This is a genomic window from Chitinophaga ginsengisegetis, from assembly GCF_900168065.1.
Classification (GTDB): domain Bacteria; phylum Bacteroidota; class Bacteroidia; order Chitinophagales; family Chitinophagaceae; genus Chitinophaga; species Chitinophaga ginsengisegetis.
Window position 1 is genome coordinate 2,752,942 of sequence record NZ_FUZZ01000001.1, and the last position, 22,114, is coordinate 2,775,055.

The window sequence follows — 22,114 nt, forward strand, 5'->3', positions numbered from 1 at the left end:
TCATTGGTGGCGAAATTTTTTATAAAACATTAGGAATGACTGAGGATAACTCCCGCTACCGTTATCTCATCACTCTCAAGTTATACCGCGACGCAGATTTTACCTGTGGCGACCGTCAAGGTTGTATTGACAGATTTGAGAACCCGGTTACTGCTAACGTATTTACTTCCAATGGTTCCAAAGTTTTATCCTCCGTTTACCTCTACATTGCTTTTACCCGTCCGCTGATAGATACCCTGAAAAACCCTTGTCTTGCACCACAGGCCCAACACCTTGAAGTGGCTTTTTATACCGCTACCATCGAACTGCCACCCGTTGTTGGAGGATATTATGTTTCCTCCCAACGCTGCTGCCGGGGCGAAAAACTGAGTAATATCTATGATTCTGAACACGAAGGATCTACCTATTATACCGTGATACCGGGAATAGAATCGAGGCCCAATAATAACAGTGCGTACTTCGACCGGGATACTGCTATTGTCATCTGCAATGCCATGCCGTTTAGCCTGGATTACGCTGCCTATGACGAAGACGGCGACAGCCTGACCTATAACCTTTGCAGCGCATTAACAGACGGCTCCAGCGCCAATGAAAGCAACTCCACCACACCGCCGCCCTATAATGCAACCGTAAGCTATATCCCACCTTATTCAGGCAATAACCCGATGGGCGGTAACCCGGGGATTTCTATTTCTTCCAAAGGATTGATTACCTGTACACCCAACCTGCAGGGAAAGTATGTAGTAACGGTATGTGTAAATGAATATGACCCGGTAACCAAACAGTTCCTCGGCACCCACAGCAAGGATATTTTACTGACCGTATTTAACTGCCAGACAAAAATCACTGCCATTTTTCCACCGGTGCTGAATAACTGTACAGAAGACCCTTCTTTACACGTTCCTATTACCAATTCCAGCGTAGCCGGTTTTACATCTACCTATTACTGGACCTTTGGTGATGGTACCGATACCCTCACCGATACAAAAACAATGTTCTACCACCAGTATCCGGACACCGGTGTATACAAAGTAAAGATGGTGGTTAACCCCGGACTGGCCTGCACCGATAGCTCCGAAGGGGAAATATTTAACTATCCCGGATTAACGGCAGGCTTCACCACCACCGGGTACTGCAAAGGTGATCCCGTTCAGTTCAACGATACCTCTTCCTATCTGTATGGAAATATTACCGGGCACGTCTGGGATCTGGGGTTGCTGGACAGTGTGGTTACACCTGGTTCACAACGATCTATGAGATATACTTTTCCTAAAGGTGACGTATATACGATTTCGCTGACGTTGCTGACGGATAAACAATGCGTAAAAACTGTAAGCAAAAACATCAGGATTTACGAGGTAAATCCGTTTGCAGGCAACGATACCATCCTGGCAAAAGGACAGCAAATGGTGATGCAGGGCAGCGGCGGGGAATTTTATTCCTGGTCGCCGGCCGACGGACTTGATAACCCCAACATTGCGCAGCCGGTGCTAACCTATAACAAGGATATCTCTTTTGCGCTGCGCGTATCCAATCAGCAGGGCTGTTTTGGCTTCGACTCGGTACATGTAAAATATTACACCGGCCCCGACATGTACATCCCCAACGCATTTTCACCCAATGGCGACGGGCTGAACGATTACTTCCGGTTTATTCCAGTGGGCATTACTACCTATACCTTCTTCCGGATCTTCAACCGGTGGGGAACGGAAATTTACTCCTCCACAAATTTCCGCGTTGGCTGGGACGGTACCTTCAAAGGGATGCCGGCGCCTGTAGATACCTATATCTGGATACTGCAGGGCACAGATTTCAATGGAAAAGAGATCCTTAAAAAAGGAACTGTGACGCTGGTCCGCTGATCCTTAGTAAATTGCATAAAAAAATAACCACTCATGGGAATTGTTCTTATCACTGGTGCAACGGCCGGTTTTGGTCAGGCATGCGCTATTACTTACGCCGGCAAAGGTTATGATGTGATTATTACCGGTCGCCGGAAAGAAAGGCTCGAAGCATTGCAAACCCAGTTGACGCAGGAATTTGGCATCAATGTACTGGCATTGAATTTTGATGTAAGAAAAGAGGAAGAAGTAAAAGCCGTTTTAGGCACTATTCCGGAAGATTGGCGCAAAATTGATATCCTCGTGAACAATGCCGGGCTTGCGGCCGGTTTAAGCACCATCGACGAAGGCAGCACGGACGATTGGGATGCCATGATAGACACCAATGTAAAAGGACTCCTCTATGTGTCGCGCACCGTTATTCCGTGGATGCGCTCCCGCACAATGGGCCATATTATCAATATCGGTTCCACTGCCGCCAAGCTGGTATATGCCAAAGGCAATGTGTATTGTGCCACCAAAGCGGCGGTAGATGCCATTTCCCAGGGTATGCGTATTGATTTGCTGCCTTACCGTATAAAAGTAACCGCTATTCACCCCGGCGCCGCTGAAACCGAATTTTCGATGGTGAGATTTAAAGGAGATGAAGATAAAGCGAAAGAAGTGTACAAAGGATTTATTCCTTTAACCGCCCAGGATGTAGCAGACGTAGTATACTACTGCACATCGCTTCCACCGCATGTTTGCATCAACGACCTGGTAATGACGCCTTTACAACAGGCCAACGCATATTACATAGATAAAAAATAACACATAGATGTGATTTCATTGCTGGATGATAGTCTTTATATTTGGAAACATTTATATATTTCCTGTACCGTTTCGCAGAAAATCTATGCCAATGCTGTCAGAACTAAGACTATCCTAAACATGAAACCATATCCCTATGCTTACATTTATGACTATGTATTTGCTGCGTCTGTACTATCCCCGGTGGAAAGAAGGCTGGCGCTTCTATTTCGGTAACTCCCGGAAAGGCAATTATGGCCGTTGGGCATCGCGTAAAGATTGGGCCGGACAAAAGGGCTTTTCCCTGGGTTATAGCTGAAACAAGTTTTTGAATTTTGGGATTTAGTTATTTGATTTCCTTTTATTGATTCCGGGAAACAAACAGCTAAATCCCAAAATTATTTTATGGCATACTTAACAGGCTTACCACTACTTCACTCTTATTGCCTGCCCTTCTTTTATAAGCTACCAACGTTTTATTATCCTTTACTCCGCTGATCACCGGGAAATTAGCATAAGTGCTGTCCGCAGTAAGAACACCTGCTTCCATCGTTTTTCCATCTGCCGCTTTATACTGAAAGCCTATTCTGCTGTTGAAATCGCCCTTCCACTTTACCGGTTCATCCCACACAATCATGATATGATCTGCTATGGTAGTCATTTGCGGATGCTTTGCCATAGGCGACTTACTCAGCGACTCCTTTTGCGTATAGGTGTTGCCGTTATCAACAGAACGGCAATAGAAAGCACCTTGTCCGCCGCCCATTGTAAACCAGGCAAAGTGCAGCCCCGTGCTGTTGGCGGTAAGTGTTGGTCCCGTATGCGGGCATCCATTTACCACCCAGTTATCTGCACTGATACGCACGGGAGCAGAAAAGGTACGGCCACCATCTGCAGATACCTGGTGTACCATATCACGGATAGAGTCGTTGATGATATCGCGGTAGGCCAGGTGAATATTGCCATTTTCTGCGACATACATTTTTGTGCGGCAGCACTGGCAAATGGTGGAAGCCACAGGGACAGCATGTTGAAAACCATTACGCCCGGCGGTGGTGGCGAAGTAAAGCGTAGAGCCTTCTGCGTTAGTATCCTTCCGGTTGTCCAGCCAGATAGCAGCAGCCTCTCCTCCCGGCAATAAGGCCATATCAAAATACCGCTGGTCGTACCCGGCGGTATCCGTTACCAGCGGCAGAGCGGGCTGCCACGTTTTACCATCGTCGAACGACTGTGTATACATTACCTTGCCCGCATACTTATTCCGCGGATCATTGGCTTCCACACCAAAGAGCGCGATCACAGTACCACCGGGTTTAAACAACAGCTTAGGTAAATTTTCATCATGCGGATATACGCCCGCAGAAGCAGGAATAACCACCGGTTCAGAAAACGTATACCCATCATCGTTAGATACCGCATAATACATCAAACCGGTATCTGCATTACTGTTTGTTTCCACCCAGCTGATCACCGGACGGCCATCAGCATCCTTTGTAATAAAAGGACAGGATGCATCTTTTCCTGTATGCGATACCACTACTGCCTTACCTGGTTGTAATGTACGCGGCTGGCACGCGGCAACTCCCATCATCATTGCTATCCATACTGCTGCTTGCTTCATCTGTTTATTTTTTACCGGTAAATGTATACGCCACGCCTAAGTTGAAAGTCTGACGCGGGCCTACCCTGTAAGTTTTGCCATAGGCAGATTTTTCTGCAGTAGTGGCATACAACTGATCGCCTATATTCATGCAGTTCAGCCAGCACTCAAATCCTTTATAAGCATATCCTGCCCTGGCATTAAACAGGTTATACCCGTTATACAAAGAAGTATTGGCAGGGTCCATATAATACTTACTGATATGCTGCCATTCGGCGCCCAGCCTGAAACCATTTAACAGCGCTGGTTTCCAGGTAACTTCTGTATTCGTGATCCATTTGGGCGCACCACTCATTTGGTTGTTGTTGTACACTTTACTACCATCTGCATAGGCTTTAAAAATATGTTCCGCGTAAGTACCACTGGTACGGATCAACAGGCTGCGCAGTGGTGTGTACTTTACGTTCCACTCTACCCCGCTGTGTGTAGTAGCGCCGGTATTCCGGTTTTCATACACACCATCCGCATTTCTTACACTGATAATTTCGTTGCTGCCATTCATGCGGTAAATACTCAGATCAGCATAACCTTTTTGCTGTGCAAATGCAAACCAGCCACCGGCTTCATAGTTCTGATACGTAGCTGATTTCAGCACCGGCACCTTCACGCCTGTGTACAATTCTGAAATATTGGGAGGCGCAAAACCTACACTGTAATTTGCATACAGTCCACGGTTTTTACCGAGATTGTAAGTAAAGCCCAGCTTAGGTGTAAGCGCATTAAAATTATTCCGCTCACTGGGTGCGCCGGTATACGCCGAAGGGGCGAGATGATTTTCAAAATTATAATCCATCCGATCATAACGCAAAGCGGCTACCACCCTCATTTCCGGCAGCGGTGAAAATTCAAATTGTGTATATACGGCACTGTTGAGTAATCCTACACGATAATCCGTAAGCAGGGAATCTGTGTTCCGGTAGCTGGTGTAATAACCGGCAGCATCTTTTGTAATATCAATATAATTGGCCACGTAGGTAGCAGGACTGTAATCGGCGCTCACACCGGCAATGAGCGCGGCCTGTTTCCAGCTGAATTGTTTTTTGTGTTGCGCAATTATGCCATAACTGTTAAAGCCGTCGCTGTTGATTTGTCCGTTTGCTTTTAAGGTACCTCTTATATCCTTGATCGCATAAAAGGGATTTTGCCCGATAGTATTATTACGGAAGAAGGCGGTGAAAGTAGTATGGTTACTGTTATCCCATTCATGTTCCAGCGTGCTGTGCACGCGTAATGCCTTTACTTCCCGGTAGGTAAATGTTTGAAAGCTGCGGTAATCTTTTGCGAAGAAGTGGATGCTGTCCAAACCACCGGTTTGATCTGTTTTATAATTAATGAGTGTAGCGGCATTGGTCCATTTATTCTTTTCATTGATCTGGTAATCCACTTTTGCGGTGAGCGCCAGTTTATGAAAATCGCTGTGATCCATATAGCCATTGGTTTGATTGGCATAGTAACCATTCACCGCAAAACCCATTTTTTTCACGGTATTGGATACACTGAAGTCGGTTCGTTTATATCCCCGGTTGCTGCCTTCCAGTTGAATCCTGGCGGTAGGCACCAGCGTTGGGGATGCGGTGATAAAATTAACTGCACCACCTACCGCTTCGCTTCCATACAGGGAAGACGCCGGACCACGGATCACTTCCACTGTTTTCAATGCGGCCATATTGATTTCAATGAGCGCGTTGTGATTAAAGTCGCCGATAGTTCTGATAGGGATCCCATCTTCCAGGTAAAGGAACAGGCTTTTATAACCGATAGGCTGACGGATCGCCATCGTATGCTGTTCGTTGCCCAGGTCTACCATGTATACGCCACTCACTTTATTCAGCACTTTATCCAGCGTGGTGGCTTTGGTTTCACTTAATGTTTGGGCCGAAATGGTGCTGATAGCCACCGGCGCTTCCGAGCGCTGCTGCTTATCGCGCGAAGAGGATACAATGATTTCATTCAGGCTGGTAGTGCTCTGGCGCAGGTAGATCACCGGCATGTTAGCGGCTGTTTCAGCAGGTAACTGCATGGGTACATATCCTACGTAGGATATTTCTATAGAGTCTGCCGCAGCAGCTGTTAATTCGTATTTCCCCTGTGCATTGGTATTGCATCCGTTGGCGGCATGCAATAGTCTTACGTTCACACCCGGCAGGGCTTCTTTTGTTTGTGCATCTGCCACGCGCCCATGTATCTGCTGTGCATAGCTGTTACCAACAGCCATACAAGCAATGAGGAGTAAACAACATTGTTTCATGTATGTATATGTCATTAACTGTTCGCCGGTGGCGAACAGGGTTAGTCAGGTAGTATAAGTTTCAGGTTCAGACTAACACCAACTGCGGTGGGTGGAAGATGGATGGGGAAAGTGTATCGAGGCAGGGAGCCTTATAATAAGCGTTGAATACGGACTGGTTAACGGGTGGAGTGGTATGAAAGGTTTGCAATGTTTCAATGAACATCACCTCATATTTATCTTTCCCGTTATTATTATTTTTATCCTGCTGGGCATCCCGGTCGAGTTCTTTTTTGAGATGACAACGGCCGTTACAGTGCATCTGGGGCTTGTTCTTATTTTCACAGAGAACGCTGGCGATATAGGACTGGTTTACTTTAAACTGTACAAAAACCACGCTCCTGCTGAAGTTTTGTAACAGCAGTCCCAGAAATATGCATATGATGCCAAGCCCTTTCACGCCGCAAACCTAGTAAATAATTACCATTCCCCTGTTAAGAAAAAACGGATTTATAGTTAGATAAACGGGACAGTTTATGCCGTTGTCCATCTAACTATAAATCCGTTATATATTTTTATTGCCTACTGCGATAATACAAACCGGAAGGTAATACCGCCGCTGGTGCTGGTTATCGGGTAAGCGGTGGAAATAACCGGTATGGTTTGTCGCCGGTCGTAGAAGAAGCGTAAGTTCAGGCGGTTATTCACCACGTAATCAATAGAAGGGGAAATTCCCACTACTTTCTGGCCGCTGGTAGGAATAGACAGATCGGCGTCCAGGCGGTTATTGGCCGTTTTATCATCCCGGAAGCTCAGATCCAGCCGGAAGTTCATATCGTTTTGCAGTTTTTTGCCGCCGTTTCTGCTAAAGGAGAACGGCATTTGAACACCTCTCACCCTGTAACCGGCCCCGATGATAATTTCGCTGGAGCGCACTTCCGTGAGCTGGTAATCGATGAGGCTCAAACTGAGGGAGCGGCTCTTTCTGAATTCCACCCTTGCATTCAGGCTGTTCACAAAAGTCAGGTCCACACCCAGTAACGGGGAGAACGACTCTGTAAGCGTGAGGTTAGGCACCAGGAAATAAGGATAATAATTTCCCGATATGGTATCCCTGAACGCCGGAAACCCGGTGAGCCGCGGATCTTCAAAATACATGGAAGTATTATAGGAGTTCATGCTCAGCGTACCGGTGTAAGCGTGCCTGATGGTAAAATTCGTAAGGAAGGAACGGAATGGTTCCAGCTTGGTTAAACCGTTGTAGGTGAGGCTCCAGTTTGGTTTTGGAATATAATTGCTGAAAGGATTGCTCTTCACATTATCGTTGCCTTGTTTCAGCAATGACACCTTATCCGGATCCGCGCCGGTGTATGCCGCCAGGAAGGCCGGTATCAGCACGTCCTGCGCATACCGTGTATAACCGTATGCGTACGCAGGATCTTTAGGATCGGTGGCAGGTACGCCCGGATCTTTATTGTATGGATTGGCGGCGCCCAGTCGTTTTGAAATAGCATTACGGTACGATTCAAAATTGCGGAAGGTTTGTGAAATACCATCCGAAGTATTGATTTTACCAAACATTGTTTTGATAGCGATGTAAGTAATTTCAAAACCGCCGGCATCGTATGGACTCAGGTGCTGGAAGTTTGTTGGATCTGTGAGATTTTTGAACAGTTCCGTATGTGTTTTGGTAAACGACTTCGTCATGGTCAGATCAATACGCAGATCGTTGATCGGTTCCAGCTGGGCCTGTAAGTCCCACCTTTGTGTAAACTGTTGTTGCGCCTGGATATTAAACATGGTATCCGGCGTAATGAGTCCTTTCTCCGCAAATTTGTCGAGCCATTTCCGGTCGGGCTGGTAACCAAACACGAAGTTCAGGCCCGGCGCCATGGTGGCCCAGTTCATACCAATAATTTTGGTACTGTCGATATAACCAGGCAAACGGGTACCGGCGTTTTCGTTGTAGTTAAACCCGATCCGTTTCAACATCATCAATGGTTTCAGCAGTCCTTTCACCCACGGTGAAATTTCATCAGAAGAAGCTGTCTGGTTCTGGTTGGACTGTTGGTTGCCGTTGTTTTTGTTGTTATTGTTATTATTCTGGTTGTTGTTATTCTGTGGTTTCCTGGCATTTACCTCCCGCAGGAATTTCGACTTGTTATAGAGTTCGGTGAATTTGAATTCTGCCGTCAGTGTTTTCTGCTGGGAGTTTTCAATCGCGTTACCGAGGTACAATGCCAGCTGGGAAGCGCCTGTCCACCGGTATTCCGTGCTGTAACCAAAGGCGATGTTGGTCCAGCTGAGTGCGGGGAACTTCGACGTAGGCAATGTGTACGTGAAGTTGGCGTTGTGCATGTAGTTGGTATTACGTCCGCCTTTGAAGAAGTTACTGCGCACGGTATCTTTCTTCGCTGAGCTGTTGATACGTCCGTTGGGTTCATCGATGCGTGCGTTATTTACCGCGTTGAATTCAAAGTTGATACTACGGGTAAGATCCCATTTAACAGTGTAGTACCGGTCGAACGTAAAGTATTTATTATAGGTTTCCGGGAGTTTATATTGCACGTCGCCACCTACATTACGTACGCGGGTAACGCCAAACTGCCTGGAAATATCTGCCCTGAAGCTCAGGATAGAAGGTACATAGTTAATATTGAAATCACGTATCAGGTCGAGCCAGTGTGTTTTACTCTTAATCAGTTTCTTAAACGGCTCCAGGTAATGTGGCTGCCCGGCGTAGTTATATCCCAGCCCACCCCTGTGTTTGGTGAGCACATCATTTTCGATGATGGGGTTATGCCGCTGGATCTGGGAGAAGGAATAACTGATATCAAAGTTTTCCACATCCCAGAGGTGTCGTTTTCCGCCACCGCCCAGATTGAGTTTCCGGACGTTGGTGAAGTTAAGACTTTTGATAGAAGTAAAGTCCTGTGCATCACGGCGGATGGAATCTTTCTCCCGCCTGCTTCTGGCCAGGGCAATTTTATCTTTCAGTTTTATATCCAGGTCGTACGGATCATATTCCGGGTTGCTGGCCGACTGTGAGTAGCCGGCATACACAGGAATAGAGATACCGGCTTTCTTTGGCAGCAGCTTACCCAGATCGAGGTTGGCGGCGGCGTCGTATTGCAGGAAGTTATCCCTGAACCGTTCATTTACACGCTGGTCAATATTTCCAAAGCCGGCGGTGTGCATGTTACCGGAAACAGAAATTGATCCCAGATCAGAGAGCTGTACATCTACCCTTGCCAGTGCAGCGTATCCGCCTTTTTCATCAAAATCGGTGAGACGCAGTTCATCCAGCCATACTTCCGCGCAGCGGGGCAAACCATCATCTTTCGGGTTCTGGATACCGATCATCATGGTACGGGCATCTCCCAGGCTTGGGTTACCGATTACCGTCATGAAGTTTCCATACTGATCGGCTACGGGGTTGGCCGGGTAAGGCAGCAGCGGCGAACAGGAATCACACATGTTGCGTTGCTGCTTCAGGGTGCTGAGCTGCGACATCAGCAGGTCAAGATTATTACGTTCCGGCCAGATGTCGAGCGCTGTTTTAGGTCCGTTCCAATCCGTTACTTTCAGTGGAATACGGTATTCATAATAGTTGCTTACAAAATCGCTACCAATACGGATAACGGCTTGTATCTGTCCGTCTTTCAACGCAGTGGCAGCACCTACTGCTTCCGCATGGATAAACATCTGCAGCCTTTTGTACTGGCGCAGATCCATATTCAGCGTTTTGTACATGGCGCGTATTTCACCATCCTGCAGGTTACACAGCTGAACGGACAATGATTGTTCATTCAACTGGAGGGTGGTGTTATTAGTGCTGATCGTGTTTTGTCTTATTACTCCCGGTGGTAACACATATGGTATAGGTGTGCGGGAAGAGTTTTCTTCAATATTTACTGCAGAAGAATTAAAGGTAGTAGTATTATCCAGCGGAATAGGATCACCGGGACGCAGTTCGTAGAGATAACGGCGCCATTGGTTGCGCACCAGCTCCAGTTTACCAAAACGTACCACAACAGAATCGTTGAAGTTGGTAAGGAACATACGCATGAAACGGATAGATTTAAAATCCGGTATGCTGCCTACTTTCGCGTTGTACTGGTTCAGCGGTACTTTAAACTGGTACCAGGTTTCCGTTGTTTTCTGGTTATTGGGTAATGTTACATCTGCCTCTATCTTATCCACAATAAAGTTGGAGCCTACTGCCATATTCGGCTTCAGGTCTACCCTATACTGGAAGTATTCCTCTGTTTCATTCATGGTATTATCCCTGTTCAGATCTTCTGATTCAGGAATATTGGTAGCGGCAGATGAGAACTGTGATTTAGGATCAGACACCGGGGAGTTGCCTTCCGGGTTGCTGTAGTTTTTATACCGCTGCAGGATAGGAAGACCATTATATACCGGATCGCGGTAATGCTTGTAATCATCGTTGGCCGGATCCTGTACGGCGCGGTTATATACCGGGCTGCCGCCAAAATTCTGTCGCAACGTATCCATGTATCCTTTAAAGAAGGCGCCTTCGTCCTGCGATTTCAAACCATCGTAACCCACATCCTGGTAGTTGCGGATATTGGGATCGTTATCAAAAGCCTGGGTGATCTGCTGCTGGAACTTAGGTACACGGCCCCATTTGGAAGAATCGATCTTATTCGGATCCTGGCGGGGATCGGGCATTCCGTTTTCAAAGAATTTCTTAGAGTCTTTGAGAATATCTTCCGATACGTTACCGAGGTTAAAATACAGGGAACCGCCGGTGCTGTTAGGCTGTTTGATAAAAGGATCCTGGATCCAGAATTCGATGTATTCTATATTGGCTGTTTCGAAATCACTGTTGTCAATGGCCCTCATGATACCACCCCATTTACCCTGTGGCCGTGCCAGGCGACCATTATTGTCCATCGCGATGGGGGTATTGGTAAAGTTATAAGGACCTCTTTCCGTAGGATAGTAGGCCAGATCGAGTGTGCTTAACTGGCTTTGTCCGAAATCAGTAGACCTGTTTTTGAATACTTCTTTCTGGTATACCAGCCTTACCCGTGGGTCCGACTGATCATCTACAGAAATACCCGCCGGCAGGTTGGGAGATTTTGGTAACTGGAGGGTAGGTTCAATGATATACCAGGACAGTTTTGCCCTGTTTTTTCCGTAATCCAGTATATTATTCAATTCTGCTTCCGGGAACATCACCTTGCCGTTGGCATCTGTAGCGCCTTTTGGCGTAGAGGCGAGCGCCCAGCTGGTAGCAGGGAACTTCAGATCATAACCGCTTTTCACGCCTTCGAAGTCGTCGATATAGGCAGTACCTTTTTTGCTGCCGGGTTCATTTACCAGTTTACTGTGGCCCGGGAACAAGCGGGCTACCTCACCGGTGAACAGGATACTGGAAGGAGAAGTGCTGTTGTAGTTGGGCAGTTTATCGAGGAAGCGGTTAAGCCCTTTCCATTCGGAGGCATAGTTTGCATCCAAACCTACCATCGTGTTTTTAATGGGATCTTCCCCATAGTTCACCTTTTGGTAATAGGGTCTTTCGCTCATGCGCACCACTGTACCACCAATACTTAGCTTATCATTTACAAGATAATCCAGGCGGGTACCAAAATAGTTCCGGACCTGTTGCCCGAACAGGGAATTATTTTCAAACTGCACATTGATAGGTACGCCGGAGTTGAGTACGCCTCCGTTGATGATTTTCAGACGGCCGAGATTATAATCGATGATATAATCCACATTTTCGCGGAGCTGCTGACCACCGGCGGTTACTACCACTGACCCCGGGGGGATGGTGGTACCGGAGCCGAGGTTGATTTCCGAACTGCTGGCCGATTTATAGGAACCTCTGATCACATACCGGTTCAGCTGCGGGAACTGTTGGGCCACTACTTTGATGGAGTCATATAATACGTTGTAGAGATATTGCTTTTCCAGGGTGACGTCGCCATTAAAGGCTTTTTTCAGTCCGTCGGCAAATGGTTCCAGTACCGGGAACATGATTTTACCCGTCAGGGAATTGATCGTATAGCCTTCCACGTAATCGAACACGCCATCCGGCTGTGGATCCAGCTGGTTGTTGAGACGGTCGAGGTTAAGAATAGTAATGATCGGTGCGCCGGCATAGTCGCCTTTTGCATCGGGGATATACCGTTTATCGCTGGGAGGGCGGCCTTCCGCACCGGGATCTTTATAGTATACATCCATGCGGAAGTCTTCCTTATTTACCTGGAAGGCGCCGGTGGCGTAAATATTTTTCATCATCAGGTCCCATACCGGGAGGGTAGGGCGGGCCGAAGTCGCTTTGAGCAATTTGAGGAACAGAACGGGCTGGTTGGCACTGTTGTTCTGATCCGGGGGAACATCCTGTGAAAACTCACCCACCTGGTATACCCTTCCGTTATAGGTATACTGATAAGCTACGGCCAGTACTTCATCCGGTTGTAACTGTTGGTTAAGGGAGATGAAGCCCAGTTGTCTGTTATAGATGTATTCGGTGGAATCGAGTTTACGGGCAAATGTTTTTTCAAATTCTGATACCGGCTGCAGGCCGATATTGAGCAGGCGGCTCACCACTGTTCCGGTGTTACGGCTGGCCGGATCGCTGATCAGTTTTGAATAGAGGTCGTTGGTTCCTCTGTCCGGCAGCTTGGAGCTGGTAAGTACCGTGATATCGTCCTTATTATAAGGGTCCTGTTCTGCCAGGTCCATCAAACCAACGATATCGCGGGTTTGAGTGGTGGCGCCGGTTTTATTGGTTACCCATACTTCCAGCCTGGTGATATTTACCAGTGACTTGATCACCGGCAGGTTGGACATGGCGCTGTTGAAATTATTGCGGAAGTACTGCGCCAGCAGGAAGTGGCGGTTATCTTCATATTCGTCGGCCCTCAGGTTATAGTCCTGTACCTGGGTGCCGCCTTTGAGCATGAGGTTTTGTTTCTGCGACTTCTGGTTGGAGAGTACACTGGTAACGGTTAAGCGGCCGAACTGCAGCTGGGTTTTCACCCCGAAGAGCGACTGGATACCGGATATGAGGGTACTGCGCAGGGGAAAGCTTACGTTACCGGCTTCAATTTTCTTGATAATCTCATCGTTGTAGCCGGTGTACTCCAGTTTTACCTGGTTCTCAAAATCGAACTGCGACTGGGTATTATAGTTAGTAATGAGTTTCAGTTTATCCCCGATCTTACCTACTACGTTCATGTTGATACCCATATCAAAATTGAACCCACCGTTTTTCCTGGCCTGTTCTACCAGCACAGGGTTTTTGATATTCTGGCCCTGGTATCCGAAAGTGAGGTCCAGGCTACCCTGGGGGCGGATATCCACCTTGCTGCCGCCGAAGATACGGTCGAACAGGTTGTTGCCATTATACAGAACGGGGCCATTGGCGCGCTGGTTCAGGTTACCGAGTGCGCTGGCTCTTTTCTGCCAGTAGTCCTGTTCACTTTGTTTGGATTGCAGTTTGTAGAACTCATCAAAGTTCATGTAGGTAGGGTTACGATAATACTGGTTACCGATTTTTTCGGTAACGGTGTATTGTTTGGTAACCGGATCGTATTCTACAGATTTGTTGATATTGGAAGGGTCCTTGAGATCAATAGCATTCCCTGACCCCTGATCCGTTATTTTGGGGCCACGTCTGTCTTGAAGGGGGTATTTCAAGGTATCTTTTTTCCCGGTAGTATCGATTTTGGTTTGAGGAGTAATGGTGGTATCCGGTTTCCATCTACTTCTCGATAATTTCAGATTCCCAGAACGATCCCTAGCGGCAGTGTCAACAATGATAAAGGATACAATTGCTATCACCACAAAAGCACCATAGTATGTCTTTCTTGCCAAGAAAAATAGGTTTTATAGAGGATTTTATTTACTTCTTATAACGTTTTCAGAGCCTTCTTTATCAGTTCTTCCAAATTTTGCAATAGCGGCTCATTTTTCATGACTTTCTGGATAGACGATTCTGCCATATTCCGGGCTATTCCCAGAGTTATCAGAGCATTTAACGCATCTTCATGGATTGTATTGTTCACACTGGCAGATAAATGTATGCCGGTATCCTTATGCTTCGTCAACTTGTCTTTTAGTTCCAGAATTATTCTTTTGGCTGTTTTCGCACCGATTCCCTTCACGCTTTCGAGCATTTTTTCATTTTCCATCATGATCGCCCGTTGTACATCTTCTGGTTGTAAAGAAGACAACATCATGCGCGCGGTACTCGCGCCTACCCCTGAAACACTGATCAGCAGGAGAAAAAGGCTTCTTTCTGCTTCTTCAAAAAAACCATATAAAGTGTGTGCGTCTTCCTTAATCTGGAGGAAGGTTAACAGTTTGCAACTTTCCATATTCTGTATCCGGGAATATGTATTGAGGCTGATCTGTACTTCATAACCGATTCCATTCACATCCATATGAACAAGAGCAGGCGACTTATATGCTAATTTACCATTCAGATAAGCAATCATACGAGGTAAAGGTTCAGTAAATTAATTAAACTTTTGGAAATTGATTAATAATGTATTCGGGAAAACCGGGGCAAAGATGCTAACTTTTAACGGATTGACAATCCCTAATATTTGTCATATGCGACTTTTTTAGGAAATATACGTTTATATCGTATTTTTACGCCTCGTTTTAAACACATATTTAGTTTATATGAATAAAATAACGGCCGCTATTACAGCGGTGGGTGGGTATGTTCCCGATTACGTGCTAACCAACCAGGAATTAGAAAAATTAGTAGATACAACGAACGACTGGATATTAACCCGGACGGGCATTTCGGAGAGAAGGATATTGAAGGGAGAAGGGAAAGGGACTTCTGATTTGTGTGTTCCTGTAGCACTGGAAATCTGCAAAAAGAGAGGAATTTCTCCGGAAGAAATTGATCTGTTGATTGTAGCCACCGTAACCCCGGACATGACTTTCCCGGCTACCGCCAACGTGGTAACCGACAAAATCGGCGCTAAAAACGCTTTTGGCTTTGATATCAGCGCCGCCTGCTCCGGCTTTTTATACGCCCTGGAAACCGGCGCCCGGTTCATTGAAAGTGGCCGTTACGCCAAAGTAATGATCATCGGGGCCGACAAAATGAGTTCTATCATTGATTATACCGACAGAACCACCTGTATCATCTTTGGAGATGGCGCCGGTGGCGTATTGCTGGAACCTAATACAGAAGGCTTCGGGTTAATAGACAGCATCCTGAAAAGTGATGGTCATGGCCGTGAATACCTTCACATGAAAGCCGGTGGCTCCGTAAAACCTGCCACCATTGAAACCGTAAACAACCGCGAACACTACGTATACCAGGAAGGTAAAATGGTGTTTAAATATGCCGTTTCCAATATGACGGAAGCAGCGAAGGATGTAATGGAACGTAATAACCTCAGCGCAGACGATATTGCATGGCTGGTACCCCACCAGGCGAACAAACGTATCATTGCGGCCACTTCCCAATACATTAACGTACCGGACGAAAAAGTAATGATGAATATTCACCGCTATGGCAACACCACCGCGGGTACTATTCCTTTATGCCTGTGGGACTACGAAAAGTACCTTAAAAAAGGCGACAACATAATGATGGCTGCCTTTGGCGGCGGGTTCACCTGGGGCGCCAACTACATCAAATGGGCGTACGACGGGGATAAATACGGTAAATAAACATACTCCCGATATTACAACGGATAACAGCAGCGGATCATTCGCAGCTGTTATCCGTTTGTGTTTTCAGCCCCCTCCAGCACTACGGTAAACACCAGGTATCTCCCTTCACTGGTAGTTGCCTGTACGGCGCCTTTCATCTTATCCATAAAATCACGGGTAATAGCATAGCTAAGGGCGTGCATATCGTGCTGCCAGCTGGACAGGTGCCGTAAAATGTCCTCAGTAGCCGGGCCGGCATCCGCAATGATGCGGGCGTATACCGCCCTTTCGTTGTTCCAGGCCGACAGGATCAGCAGGCTGCCCGGCCGGGCATACTGTATGGAGAGGCGCATCAGGTGCAACTGGGCTACCCGGAGCATTTCCGGATCGGCCATTACCACACATCCTTCCGGCAACAGGTTCACCACCACCAACGCCTTCTCCTTCACATCAGGCGCCGTTTGCTTTAAAACCTGCAGGAATATATCATCCAGCAGGCAGCGCGTTCCCTGGTAGGTAAATCCAGGCAACTGCATGCGGATCCACTTTAAAATATTATCAAACACACAGAGCGTGTTACCGGATACCAATGCAATTTCCCGGATCAAAGCAGCCATAGTAGCCTGGCTGGCGGCCTGATTCCGCAACTTCAATGCCACCTCTGAAATATGATGCAGCGGCGCGCGGAAATCATTGGCAATAAGGGTAATCAGCTTGTTCTTAAACTCATCATTTGCCCGCAGGGCTACATTTTTAAGCGACACATGGGTGTAACTGTCTGAAATAGCCTGTTCCTGTTCCTGCCAGGTAATGTATTGCCGGTACCGGCTGTACAGCAGGATGAACAGCAGGATCACAATAATAAACAGCCCGGCTATTATAAACTGGCTGTGTTTTCTCCGGAGCTGTACCTGTTCCAGTTCCAGTTGTTGCTGCTGGTTGCTGCGGGATAACCGTTGCAGGGACTGTTCCTTTAAAAAGAAAGCGATATAATTAATAGGGTCCTTCCCCTGCTGATAACGGTGTTGCGCGGCCAGCCGCATTATTTCCCGGCTGTAATAATCAGTTTTCGCAACCTGGTTATGCTGTTGGTAGTAGTCGTATAATCCTGCCAGTACGGGCAGGTTCAGCTCAATACACCCGGCCTTTTTAGCCAGCTGGTAAGAGAGCTCCCGGTACCGGGTGGAATCTGTATGATACCCCAGCCGGCTATAATCTTCCAGCCGGTTATAAATGTCCATCGCTACATACGGCAGCCCCCTGTTCAATGCAGCCGCTGCCAGTTGGTTGATCCTCGCCTCTGCCTCTTTTCCACGGCCCTGTATTACCAGCGTATCTGCTGCGTAGGCATCAATGTACAGCGGCAACCGGCTGTGCGGATACTTTTCACTGATATGTGCAGCTGTTCGCAACGCCCATTGTACGGAGTCCTTACGGGTGCTATCTTTATAAAAACGCATGGCATAATTTACCAGCAGGATAGTGTAGATTGAATCCTGCGATGCCGGGAGCCTGGCAGCCATATGAAAGGCTTCATAGAAATAGTTATTGGCGTCTGCCGGGCGTCCCATATTGCGATAGTAGAGATAGAGGTTACTCAGCGTTTTAGCAATGCGGCCGCTGTCTGATACCGCTTTGTGCAGCTGCAGCGCTTTGTAGCCATAGATGCCGGCTACGTTAAAATCTGTTCTCAGGGCGTAGCAGAAACTCATTACATCAAAGGCGTCTGCCATGCCTTTTTTATACTGCCATCTTTCCGCTATTTCATATTCCCTGATAGCATAGGTAAAACTGCTGTCGAGGTTAATCATCATATACAGTGCGCCGAGTTTCCCCAGGGTGTTGATATAGGCGATACTATCATGGGGAGCGGCTAACTCATGCAGCAGTTCCGGCAGCTGCGGGCTTTGGGCAGCAATACGGGGTGCCGCGCATAACAAGGCGAGCGCCAGCAACGTGGCGGATAAAATGCGTTGGTAATATGAATAGCTGATGCGGCGTATCATGCTTTTTCCGATGATTCCGGCAGCTGGTAATAAAAGGTACTGCCTTCCTCGTAATTGTTTTCCGCCTTTATGTTTCCGTTCATTTTATCTATAAAGTCTTTGCAGATGATGAGTGCCAGTCCCGCGCCTTTCCCTGCGCGATCCTGTTCGCTGGTGCTGCTGCTCCAGTTAAAGAGATGTGGCAGCACGGCAGCGTCTATGCCGGAACCTTCATCTGTAAAAGAAACTGTAAGCCAGTTATTTTTACGTGTAGCCGTTATAGTTATTACGCCATAGTCCGGTGAAAACTTAACTGCGTTATGTAAGAAATTCCGGTGGATGAACTGCAGCATTTCATAATCTGCCAGCACAGTAGTTCCTGCCGGGATGTCTATGGATAAGCGAATGTCTTTCCCTGCAAGCAAATGCTGCAGGTTGCCGGCTGTGGCGCTGATCATTTCTTCCAGCAGGAATATTTTAGGATGATATACGAAGCCCGACAGCTGGGTACGGATCCATCGCAATATTTCTTCAAAAATAACCAGGGTATCGGAGGCGGTATGTTCTACTTCCACAATCATGCTGGCCGCATCTGTAACGGTGAGCGCCTTTTCATCAATAAACCCGGTGATATTAACGATGTTATACAGGGGCGTTCTGAAATCATGCGCAATCATTGAAATCAGTTTATTTTTGAAGTCGTCGTTATCCTGGAGGGCTTTGTTACCAACGCGGATCTCCTCCTGCAAAGTGGCCATGCTGGCGGCATTTTTCCGGGAAAGGCGGTGGGCGCGCACAAAGTAAATAAGCAGGATAATGAGCAGGATAGCAATGGCCGCTATGATCAGCAGCTGATAATACCAGAAATGATTTGTGGCTTTATTAAAGGCCAGTTGTTCCTGTTGTGAGTGATGTTGCTGCTGAAGGGAATCCAGCCATTCATCGCCAAAGGCATAGGAGAGATAATCTGCTTCGCCGGCCTGCATGTCTTCCTGTTGCTGCTGCATCACACCGAGTGCGAGACGGCTGTATCCGGAGGCTTTGGAGGCATCGCCCGATTGCAGGTACGTGTTATATAACCCGGTAATCGCGGGCAGCATTAACCCGGTGTATCCACCAGCTACTGCATAGTTCACCGATTTACGCTGGTACTGCAACGAATCTGCTTTTCTTTGCCAGATGCAATAGCCTGTCAGCTGCATACAGGCGTACATGGCAATGTAGTTAAGCCCGGTGCTGTCGGCCGCGGCCATTATACCTTTCAGGGTTTCTTCTGCCTTCTTTATTTCACCCGCCCTCATCTGTTCATGTGCGGCAAATAACCTGGTGTATAAAATGCCTGGTTCGTCGTGATACCTGTCAGTGAGGTTGAGGGCCTGTTGCAGTCCTTTTTGTGCAATGGGCAACGCAGCAGAGTCCGATTCATTAATGATGTAATAGCTCACCAGCACCCAGGCCCGCAGGGAGTCGAGTCCCGCATCCCAGGCTACTTTCAGCGCCCTGTTGATATAGTTCTGCGCTTCCGTATGCTTTTGCTGGTACTGGTAAAAGGTGCCAATATTCATCAGCGATACCGCAACACCTGCAGAATCGCCGGCGGCGCGGCAGGCGGCCAATGCGTTGTCATAAAAAAGAAAGGAAAGATACCGGTGTGGCCTGAGGGCATAATACCGGCCCATGCCCCGCAATGCGTCACGTTGTCCTTTGCTGTAATGAATACGCTCCGACAGCTCACTGGCGCGCCTGGCGTATACGCCGCTGCTGTCCAGCTGTCGCGGCAGATACAGTGATGATAACCTGTTCAACGCATCTGCATAGGCAGCACTGTCCGTTAACCGTGGTAACGCATTCTTAATTGCTATAATATCATTATGCTGGGCGCATAATGCCTGCGAAATAAAAAGCAGGGCGCAAAGGCCCATACGGTGTAAACATGACATAAATGGGAATCAACAGCCTGTAAAATAATTTTATTTACAGTGCCTGCTTTCATCCATTTTGTTCATTTTATCACTAGATTTCAAATACCAATCCTTTGCGTTTCAGGGCTTCGTATTTCTCAGGATCGAAGCGATACAGGTGAGCGCCTTTCTTGGAAGAGGTTTTGTCTTTTTCCTCCAGTTTTTCCATCACATCGAGCGACAGGATCTTTTTGCGGAAATTACGTTTGTCGAGGGTTTTCTGGTAAATCTCTTCGTAGAGGCTCCGGAGTTGTGAAAGGGTGAATTTCTCCGGCAGCAGTTCAAAGCCGATGGGGTGAAACTGTGCATTGTTGCGGAGTGCAGCCAATGCGTCTTCAATCATTTTACCATGATCGAAGATCAGTTCCGGTATTTCGTGCAGTTCCAGCCAGTGTGCACCGTGTTCGCGGGCCAGCGGCTTATCGTGGTTTTTAATACGGATCAGGGCATAATAGGCAACAGATATTACCCTGGCGCCGGTATCACGGCCCACATTACCATAGCAATGCAGCTGGTTCATGTAAATATCGTCCAGCCCCGTGGTATGCTCCAGCACGCGGGCGGCCGCTTCATCGGTACTTTCATCTTCCTGCACAAAACCGCCCACCAGCGACCATTCGCCGGCCATAGGGGCAACTTTCCGTTGCATGATCAATAATTTCAGGCGGCCTTCATCAAAACCGAAGATGATACAATCTACTGCCACCAGGTGTTTCGGGGCCTTTGCATAAAAAGAAGCAGCATTCATATAGGAATTTTAAAAGGCGGAAAATCTATCAAAAATAATAAAACCAACCTATTTTTTGGGCTTAAAACGACTGTATTCCGTGACCGGTATCTTACTCACGCCCAACATCTCTAACATATATACCAGTTGTCCACGGTAAAAGGTACTACTGTTACACACCTGCATGATCACATCCTGTACCGCTATTTTATAGTGTTCACTCTTTTTGAGGGTGTAGGCAACCGTGTGGTTCAGCCTCACCTGGCTGGCCTTTTGCACCCATTCCTCCAGTTGTTCCGACTGTGTAAGCCAGGCTGCACAGGCTGCCGCAAAGCTGCCGCTGAAACCCGCCGTAGGATCGGTTGTTTTTTCCGTGAGCTGTAAACGCTGGTACCACAAACTTTCCGTATGCCACAGGTGATAAACGGTAGCGCGCAACGTGGAAAATCCTCCTCCCAGCTCCCGGTCCAGCTGTTCATCCGTTAATTTTAGTAACCCCTTTGCCAGCTGCTGGTTAGCCCAGTAATTGTAAGCTGTATAATGCGCAAGCATATTTTTCATGTAAGAAGAGATTAATGCCATTTCCACCCCAAACAACCTACAAATTACAATATTGTTTGCCATTTTAACATACCGATATTTACGGTTACTGTTATACGGCGTTCGCTGACCGGGATGAGTGGCAGCGATGGACTTCGCAATTTTGATTAATTTGCAGCCTCCGGCCGGAGGCTGTGTGTATAAACAACCGGCCGGGTATTTGATTAATATATACAGATATGGAAGATATAACGTTAAGGGTTGCACGAAAAGAAGACTGTGCCCGGTTGATGGAACTGGTCCGCGAACTGGCAGCATATGAAAAAGCACCGGAAGAAGTAACCGTGAGCCAGGAACATTTTGAAGAAGCAGGATTTGGCCCCAACCCGGTGTGGAAAGCATTTGTAGCCTCCACTATGATTAACAGACAGGAAGTGATCCACGGATTTGCACTGTATTACATCCGTTACTCTACCTGGAAAGGTTGCCGGATGTACCTGGAAGATATTCTTGTTACAGAGAACTGGCGGGGTAAAGGCATCGGCAAATTGTTGTTCGACCAGCTGATCATTGAAGCAAAAGAAAAACAGTTCAGTGGCATCGTTTTCCAGGTGCTGGAATGGAACACACCTGCCATCAACTTCTACCAAAAATATACAGATAAATTTGATCCGGAATGGATCAACGTCAGCATAGAACTGCAATAATTTTTCCGCTCATAAAA

General features: G+C 47.3%; 14 protein-coding genes. 5 read left to right on the forward strand and 9 right to left on the reverse strand.

All coding sequences use genetic code 11. From position 1 onward, the window contains the following. Nucleotides 1–35 precede the first annotated feature (35 nt). The 3 genes from B5Z18_RS10820 (at nucleotide 36) to B5Z18_RS32475 (ending at nucleotide 2,949) form a co-directional block, all read left to right on the forward strand. Nucleotides 36–1,862 carry a T9SS type B sorting domain-containing protein gene (locus B5Z18_RS10820; protein ID WP_159454265.1) on the forward strand — a complete coding sequence of 609 codons (1,827 nt, stop codon included), beginning with the start codon at nucleotides 36–38 and terminating at the stop codon, nucleotides 1,860–1,862. 33 nt (nucleotides 1,863–1,895) lie between these two features. Further along, nucleotides 1,896–2,651, forward strand: coding sequence for an SDR family NAD(P)-dependent oxidoreductase (locus tag B5Z18_RS10825; RefSeq protein ID WP_079469360.1), 756 nt, complete (start codon nucleotides 1,896–1,898; stop codon nucleotides 2,649–2,651). 136 nt (nucleotides 2,652–2,787) lie between these two features. Further along, nucleotides 2,788–2,949, forward strand: coding sequence for a hypothetical protein (locus tag B5Z18_RS32475; protein WP_159454266.1), 162 nt, complete (start codon nucleotides 2,788–2,790; stop codon nucleotides 2,947–2,949). An 84-nt stretch (nucleotides 2,950–3,033) separates the two neighbouring features. Here the strand turns inward: B5Z18_RS32475 and B5Z18_RS10830 are convergent, their stop codons facing one another. The 5 genes from B5Z18_RS10830 to ruvA form a co-directional block, all read right to left on the reverse strand. After that, the gene (locus tag B5Z18_RS10830; RefSeq protein WP_079469361.1) at nucleotides 3,034–4,251 is read right to left on the reverse strand and encodes a sialidase family protein; all 1,218 of its coding nucleotides are present in this window, start codon (nucleotides 4,249–4,251) and stop codon (nucleotides 3,034–3,036) included. A 4-nt stretch (nucleotides 4,252–4,255) separates the two neighbouring features. After that, a complete protein-coding gene (locus tag B5Z18_RS10835) occupies nucleotides 4,256–6,538 on the reverse strand; it encodes a TonB-dependent receptor (RefSeq protein ID WP_079470045.1) in 2,283 nt (760 codons plus the stop codon). 67 nt (nucleotides 6,539–6,605) lie between these two features. Continuing rightward, on the reverse strand, nucleotides 6,606–6,914 hold the full coding sequence (locus tag B5Z18_RS10840) for a hypothetical protein (RefSeq protein WP_143313549.1): 309 nt from the start codon (nucleotides 6,912–6,914) through the stop codon (nucleotides 6,606–6,608). Between the two features lie 185 nt (nucleotides 6,915–7,099). Further along, complete coding sequence (sov, locus tag B5Z18_RS10845) at nucleotides 7,100–14,371, reverse strand: T9SS outer membrane translocon Sov/SprA (protein WP_079469363.1); 7,272 nt, start codon at nucleotides 14,369–14,371, stop codon at nucleotides 7,100–7,102. A 35-nt stretch (nucleotides 14,372–14,406) separates the two neighbouring features. Then, nucleotides 14,407–14,994, reverse strand: coding sequence for a Holliday junction branch migration protein RuvA (ruvA, locus tag B5Z18_RS10850; protein ID WP_079469364.1), 588 nt, complete (start codon nucleotides 14,992–14,994; stop codon nucleotides 14,407–14,409). 190 nt (nucleotides 14,995–15,184) lie between these two features. Here ruvA and B5Z18_RS10855 point away from each other — a divergent pair, with 190 nt between their 5' ends. Then, the gene (locus B5Z18_RS10855) at nucleotides 15,185–16,195 is read left to right on the forward strand and encodes a beta-ketoacyl-ACP synthase III (RefSeq protein WP_079469365.1); all 1,011 of its coding nucleotides are present in this window, start codon (nucleotides 15,185–15,187) and stop codon (nucleotides 16,193–16,195) included. A gap of 50 nt (nucleotides 16,196–16,245) precedes the next feature. Here the strand turns inward: B5Z18_RS10855 and B5Z18_RS10860 are convergent, their stop codons facing one another. The 4 genes from B5Z18_RS10860 to B5Z18_RS32480 form a co-directional block, all read right to left on the reverse strand. After that, nucleotides 16,246–18,183 (reverse strand): sensor histidine kinase, encoded by a 1,938-nt coding sequence (locus B5Z18_RS10860; protein WP_079469366.1) that lies wholly within the window; start codon nucleotides 18,181–18,183, stop codon nucleotides 16,246–16,248. Then, nucleotides 18,180–20,102, reverse strand: coding sequence for a sensor histidine kinase (locus tag B5Z18_RS10865; protein WP_079469367.1), 1,923 nt, complete (start codon nucleotides 20,100–20,102; stop codon nucleotides 18,180–18,182). The genes B5Z18_RS10860 and B5Z18_RS10865 overlap by 4 nt, the downstream gene beginning before the upstream one ends. A gap of 73 nt (nucleotides 20,103–20,175) precedes the next feature. After that, nucleotides 20,176–20,871, reverse strand: coding sequence for an NUDIX hydrolase (locus B5Z18_RS10870; RefSeq protein ID WP_079469368.1), 696 nt, complete (start codon nucleotides 20,869–20,871; stop codon nucleotides 20,176–20,178). A gap of 48 nt (nucleotides 20,872–20,919) precedes the next feature. Then, entirely contained in the window at nucleotides 20,920–21,411 is a 492-nt protein-coding gene (locus B5Z18_RS32480) for a DinB family protein (protein WP_159454267.1), read from the reverse strand. A gap of 218 nt (nucleotides 21,412–21,629) precedes the next feature. Between B5Z18_RS32480 and B5Z18_RS10880 the strand changes: the two genes are divergently transcribed. Continuing rightward, nucleotides 21,630–22,097 carry a GNAT family N-acetyltransferase gene (locus B5Z18_RS10880; RefSeq protein WP_079469370.1) on the forward strand — a complete coding sequence of 156 codons (468 nt, stop codon included), beginning with the start codon at nucleotides 21,630–21,632 and terminating at the stop codon, nucleotides 22,095–22,097. The last annotated feature ends 17 nt before the right edge of the window (nucleotides 22,098–22,114 follow it).